The following is a 4,908-nucleotide window of genomic DNA, read 5'->3' as shown; positions in this document are numbered from 1 at the left end:
CTTTCCTACCATTATTGATGCCTTGCAGATTTGTTGCTACCGTCGAATCGTAACGAAACAAACAAGGAGATCTGCCAGCCATGTGTGGAATTGTTGGATTATTCCTCAAAGACCAGTCCCTTGCGCCTCAGTTGGGCAATATGCTGACAGACATGCTGATTACGATGACAGATCGCGGCCCCGATAGCGCCGGAATTGCCATCTATGGTGACGTTTCTCAGAACAAGACCAAACTGACGGTCCAATCCCCAAACCCGGAAAAAGATTTTGTCGGACTGGCCGAAGACCTCAGCCAAAGCCTGGGCACGGTCGTCACGCAGGTGGTCAATGACACTCATTGCGTTCTGAGCATTCCGGCAGGCCAATTTGAAGCCGCGCGCGCCGCGCTGGCCGAAATCCGTCCGTCCGTCCGCATCATGAGCCGTGGCGAAAGCCTGGAAATCTACAAAGAGGTTGGCCTTCCTAAAGAAGTGGCAGACCGTTTTGGCCTGAACGGCATGAGCGGCACTCATGGGATCGGACATACGCGCATGGCAACGGAATCCGCGGTGACAACGATGGGCGCGCACCCGTTCAACACCGGGGCTGACCAATGTCTGGTTCACAATGGATCTCTGTCCAACCACAATTCCCTGCGTCGCAAATTGCGCCGAGAAGGCGTGATCATCCAGACCGAGAATGACACCGAAGTGGGCGCGGCCTATCTGACCTGGAAAATGATGAATGGCGCGACCTTGGGCGAGGCGCTGGAAAGCAGCCTTGATGATTTGGACGGCTTTTTTACCTTTGTCGTCGGCACCAAGGATGGCTTTGGGGTGGTCCGCGACCCGATCGCCTGCAAACCGGCAGTGATGGCTGAGACCGACCAGTATGTGGCCTTTGGCAGTGAATACAGAGCATTGGTAAACCTGCCTGGAATCGAAGATGCCCGGGTTTGGGAACCTGAACCGGCCACGGTCTATTTCTGGTCTCACAACGACAGCCCGACAACTCACGAAAAGGCCGCCTGATATGCAGACCTATGATCTGGAAGCTGAAGGACTGCGCGGTTTGAACTCGACCCTGCAGGCACAAAGGGATGAGACAAATCAGACCAGTTGGGAAATCGTGAACCCCAAGGGAAGCCACGCGATTGCAGTTGGTCTGGATGCGCCAATCGAAGTGACTGTCAAGGGCTCAACCGGCTATTACTGCGCCGGTATGAACCAGCAGGCAACCGTAAAGGTCGAGGGGTCAGTCGGGCCCGGCGTGGCCGAAAACATGATGTCGGGTCAAGTGATTGTCGACGGCGATGCCAGCCAATATGCAGGCGCCACCGGTCATGGCGGACTGCTTGTGATCAAAGGCAATGCCAGTTCCCGGTGCGGCATTTCGATGAAGGGAATCGACATCGTCGTGCATGGCAACATTGGCCATATGTCGGCCTTCATGGCGCAGGCGGGCAATCTGGTTGTCTGTGGTGACGCGGGCGACGCGCTTGGCGACTCGCTATACGAGGCCGGGCTGTTCGTGCGCGGCTCGGTCAAGAGCCTGGGTGCAGATTGCGTCGAGAAAGAGATGCGGCCTGAACATCTTGAACTGCTGAAAGGCCTGCTGGAACGCGCGGGCGCGGATGCAAGGCCGGAAGAATTCAAACGCTATGGTTCGGCCAGACAGCTTTATAATTTCGACGTCGACAACGCCGCCGCTTACTGAGGACAAAGGGTATGAAAGACATGGATGATCAGATCCCCCGCACCCTGCCGACCCAATCGGCGACATTCACCAATCCAATCAATGCTGAAATCCGTCGTGCGGCGGCGACCGGCATTTATGACATTCGAGGCGGCGGTGCCAAGCGGAAGGTGCCGCATTTCGACGATCTGCTGTTTTTGGGCGCGTCGGTCAGCCGCTATCCGCTGGAAGGGTATCGCGAGCGTTGCGACACCTCGGTGGTTCTGGGCACACGCTTTGCCAAGAAACCTATCGAGCTGGACATCCCGATTACCATCGCGGGCATGAGCTTTGGTGCTCTTTCTGGGCCAGCAAAAGAAGCTCTCGGCCGTGGCGCTTCGGCAGCAGGCACTTCGACCACCACCGGCGATGGTGGCATGACACCTGAGGAACGCGGCCATTCGACCAAGCTGGTTTATCAGTACCTGCCTTCGCGATATGGCATGAACCCGAACGACCTGCGCAAAGCAGACGCGATCGAGATTGTTGTCGGCCAAGGTGCCAAGCCCGGCGGTGGTGGCATGTTGCTGGGTCAGAAGATCTCGGACCGGGTGGCCGAGATGCGGACCCTTCCCAAAGGCATCGACCAGCGTTCAGCCTGCCGCCACCCGGATTGGACCGGTCCGGATGATCTGGAGATCAAGATCCTTGAACTGCGCGAAATCACCGACTGGCAGGTCCCGATCTACGTCAAGGTGGGCGCGACGCGGCCTTATTACGACACCGCCCTGGCGGTAAAAGCCGGAGCTGACGTTGTGGTCATGGACGGTATGCAGGGCGGAACCGCTGCCACGCAGGACGTGTTCATCGAGCATGTCGGGCTGCCAACACTCTCGTGCATCCGGCCTGCTGTCCAGGCGCTGCAGGATTTGGGCGTGCACCGCGAAGTGCAGCTGGTCATCTCGGGTGGTATCCGCACCGGGGCTGACGTGGCCAAAGCGCTGGCGTTGGGGGCGGATGCCGTTTCCATCGGTACCGCCGCGATGGTCGCCATCGGCGACAATGATCCGAAGTGGGAAGCCGAGTATCAGAAACTGGGCACCACGACTGGCGCCTATGACGATTGGCACGAAGGTCAGGACCCGGCTGGTATCACGACACAAGATCCGGAACTGGCGGCACGTCTGAATCCGGTGGAAGCGGGGCGGAAGCTGCGCAACTACCTGAAGGTCATGACGCTTGAGGCGCAGACCATCGCGCGGGCCTGCGGACACAATCACCTGCACAACCTTGAACCCGAGGATTTGTGTGCCCTGACAATGGAAGCTGCTGCCATGGCCAGAGTACCTCTGGCGGGGACCAGTTGGTATCCAGGCAAGGAAGGGTTCTGAAACACTGCGGCGCGGCTCTCTCATGAGGGCCGCGTTTTTGATTTGATAACCAGAAAACAACAGGGAAAGGAAAGTAATCGTGACGACAGATCTCGCAGCTTTCGCAAAAGAAAAAGGCGTCAAGTACTTCATGATCTCGTTCACCGACCTGTTCGGTGGACAGCGGGCCAAACTGGTGCCTGCACAGGCGATTGCCGATATGCAGGAAGATGGCGCGGGCTTTGCGGGCTTTGCCACCTATCTGGACATGACCCCCGCCCATCCCGACATGCTGGCGATACCCGATCCGTCCTCGGTGATCCAGCTGCCCTGGAAGCCCGAGGTCGCGTGGGTCGCTGGCAATTGCGCGATGGAGGGTGAGGATGTCGCCCAAGCCCCGCGCAACGTGTTGCGGCGTCTGATTGGCGAGGCCGCCGCCGAGGGGTTGCATGTCAAGACCGGGATCGAGGCAGAGTTCTTTCTGCTGACCCCCGAAGGCGACCAGATCAGTGACCCGTTCGATACCGCAGAAAAACCCTGTTACGATCAGCAGGCTGTCATGCGACGCTATGATGTGGTGCGCGAAATCTGCGACTACATGCTGGAGATGGGTTGGGGCCCTTACCAGAACGATCACGAGGACGCCAACGGCCAGTTTGAAATGAACTGGGAGTTCGACGATGCGTTGCGCACCGCCGACAAGCATTCCTTCTTCAAGTTCATGACCAAATCGGTGGCGGAAAAGCACGGCTTCCGCGCCACGTTCATGCCCAAGCCCGTTGAAGGGTTGACCGGCAATGGCTGTCACGCTCACATCTCGGTTTGGGATGCGCCAGGCACGGGCGCCAAAACAAATGTCTTTGCCGGCGCGGGCGAAGGCCAGACCGGAGAACTAGGCCTGTCAGAACGCGGCAAGCACTTCCTGGGCGGCATCATGAAACATGCCAGCGCACTGGCGGCGATCACCAACCCGACGGTCAACAGCTACAAACGGATCAACGCGCCGCGCACCATGTCAGGGGCCACCTGGGCGCCCAACACCGTGACATGGACCGGCAACAACCGCACCCATATGGTGCGGGTACCTGGACCGGGCCGGTTCGAATTGCGACTGCCCGACGGCGCCACCAACCCCTATCTGTTGCAGGCCGTGATCATTGCGGCGGGTCTGTCAGGTATCCGGTCAAAGGCGGACCCCGGCAAGCGCCACGATATCGACATGTACGCCGAGGGTCACAAGGTACGCGGCGCGCCCAAGCTGCCTCTCAACATGCTGGATGCGTTGCGGGAATACGACAAGGACAAAGAGCTCAAGGCAGCAATGGGTGACGAATTCTCGGCCGCTTACCTGAAGATGAAGCATCAGGAGTGGAATTCATTCGTCAGCCACTTCTCACGCTGGGAAAAAGAAAACACGCTCGATATTTGAGGTATTTGAGCCGACCACACATATGGGCCGTGGCGTTTGCTGCGGCCTGTTTCCTTTGATCACCCGAATTGACGCATCATGAAAGCTCTCCTGTTTTAATACACGCGAGGCGAGGCACCCAGAGACATTCCGCGATCACACCACCTGCAACTGCGACAGCATGCAGATCGTGACCGCTCCCAAGCTTGAAGATTTTGATCTCATGCTGGTCATCGGAGGTCTTTTGGGAACATGAGGAACGCCCGTGACTCACCCTCGAAAAACAAGCGATCACGACATAGGTGCGTGATCTCAATCGCCCATATTTTGGCATTTGTCTTGGGCATCAACTGCGGATCGAGGTACCTGGCGGAAGATGCGCGGTATGTATCTGCCGGAAACAGAGCGCAACCAATCATCCTGAACTGCAACAGCCGTCAGTACCCTCTGTTCGCCTCCCTGCCCCGGCAATTCCCT

Annotated in this window: 5 protein-coding genes; all 5 read left to right on the top strand. The window is 58.1% G+C overall.

From position 1 onward, the window contains the following. Window positions 1-80: 80 nt before the first annotated feature. Window positions 81-1,010, top strand: coding sequence for a class II glutamine amidotransferase (locus tag HW561_RS23140; protein ID WP_176867729.1), 930 nt, complete (start codon window positions 81-83; stop codon window positions 1,008-1,010). A gap of 1 nt (window position 1,011) precedes the next feature. Beyond that, window positions 1,012-1,695, top strand: coding sequence for a GltB/FmdC/FwdC-like GXGXG domain-containing protein (locus tag HW561_RS23135; RefSeq protein ID WP_176867728.1), 684 nt, complete (start codon window positions 1,012-1,014; stop codon window positions 1,693-1,695). A 20-nt stretch (window positions 1,696-1,715) separates the two neighbouring features. Then, complete coding sequence (locus HW561_RS23130; protein WP_176867731.1) at window positions 1,716-3,044, top strand: FMN-binding glutamate synthase family protein; 1,329 nt, start codon at window positions 1,716-1,718, stop codon at window positions 3,042-3,044. Between the two features lie 79 nt (window positions 3,045-3,123). Beyond that, window positions 3,124-4,452, top strand: coding sequence for a type III glutamate--ammonia ligase (glnT, locus tag HW561_RS23125; protein ID WP_176867727.1), 1,329 nt, complete (start codon window positions 3,124-3,126; stop codon window positions 4,450-4,452). Window positions 4,453-4,733: 281 nt separating this feature from the next. Continuing rightward, the coding region (locus HW561_RS24370) for a glutamine amidotransferase-related protein (protein WP_408015414.1) at window positions 4,734-4,908 on the top strand (175 nt) is incomplete at its 3' end.

The organism is Ruegeria haliotis, assembly GCF_013377785.1.
Classification (GTDB): Bacteria; Pseudomonadota; Alphaproteobacteria; order Rhodobacterales; family Rhodobacteraceae; genus Ruegeria; species Ruegeria haliotis.
Note: the sequence above shows the minus strand (reverse complement) of the source record. Positions and strands in the feature narration are given on the sequence as shown.